Annotated in this window: 5 tRNA genes; all 5 read left to right on the plus strand. The window is 44.2% G+C overall.

Going from position 1 to position 566, the window contains the following annotated elements:
• The first annotated feature begins 20 nt into the window (after positions 1-20).
• The 5 genes from L1D50_RS23285 (at position 21) to L1D50_RS23305 (ending at position 518) form a co-directional block, all read left to right on the plus strand.
• Positions 21-96, plus strand: a tRNA-Lys gene (locus L1D50_RS23285).
• A 29-nt stretch (positions 97-125) separates the two neighbouring features.
• Positions 126-201 (plus strand) — tRNA-Lys (locus L1D50_RS23290).
• A 30-nt stretch (positions 202-231) separates the two neighbouring features.
• Positions 232-307 (plus strand) — tRNA-Lys (locus L1D50_RS23295).
• Between the two features lie 30 nt (positions 308-337).
• Positions 338-413, plus strand: a tRNA-Lys gene (locus tag L1D50_RS23300).
• Between the two features lie 29 nt (positions 414-442).
• Positions 443-518, plus strand: a tRNA-Lys gene (locus L1D50_RS23305).
• The last annotated feature ends 48 nt before the right edge of the window (positions 519-566 follow it).

Consider the following 566-nt stretch of genomic DNA (forward strand, 5'->3'; position numbering starts at 1 on the left):
GCGGGTCATTAGCTCAGTTGGGGTCATTAGCTCAGTTGGTAGAGCAGTGGACTTTTAATCCATTGGTCGATGGTTCGAGTCCATCATGACCCACCACTTTATAAGCTTTAGAATTCGATTTGAGCGGGTCATTAGCTCAGTTGGTAGAGCAGTGGACTTTTAATCCATTGGTCGATGGTTCGAGTCCATCATGACCCACCACTTTACAAGCTTTAGAATTCATATTTGAGCGGGTCATTAGCTCAGTTGGTAGAGCAGTGGACTTTTAATCCATTGGTCGATGGTTCGAGTCCATCATGACCCACCACTTTACAAGCTTTAGAATTCATATTTGAGCGGGTCATTAGCTCAGTTGGTAGAGCAGTGGACTTTTAATCCATTGGTCGATGGTTCGAGTCCATCATGACCCACCACTTTATAAGCTTTAGAATTCGATTTGAGCGGGTCATTAGCTCAGTTGGTAGAGCAGTGGACTTTTAATCCATTGGTCGATGGTTCGAGTCCATCATGACCCACCACTTTACAAGCTTTAGAATTCATATTTGAGCGGGTCATTAGCTCAGTTG

Source organism: Pseudoalteromonas sp. Isolate6 (assembly GCF_022398435.1).
Taxonomy (GTDB): Bacteria; Pseudomonadota; Gammaproteobacteria; order Enterobacterales; family Alteromonadaceae; genus Pseudoalteromonas; species Pseudoalteromonas galatheae.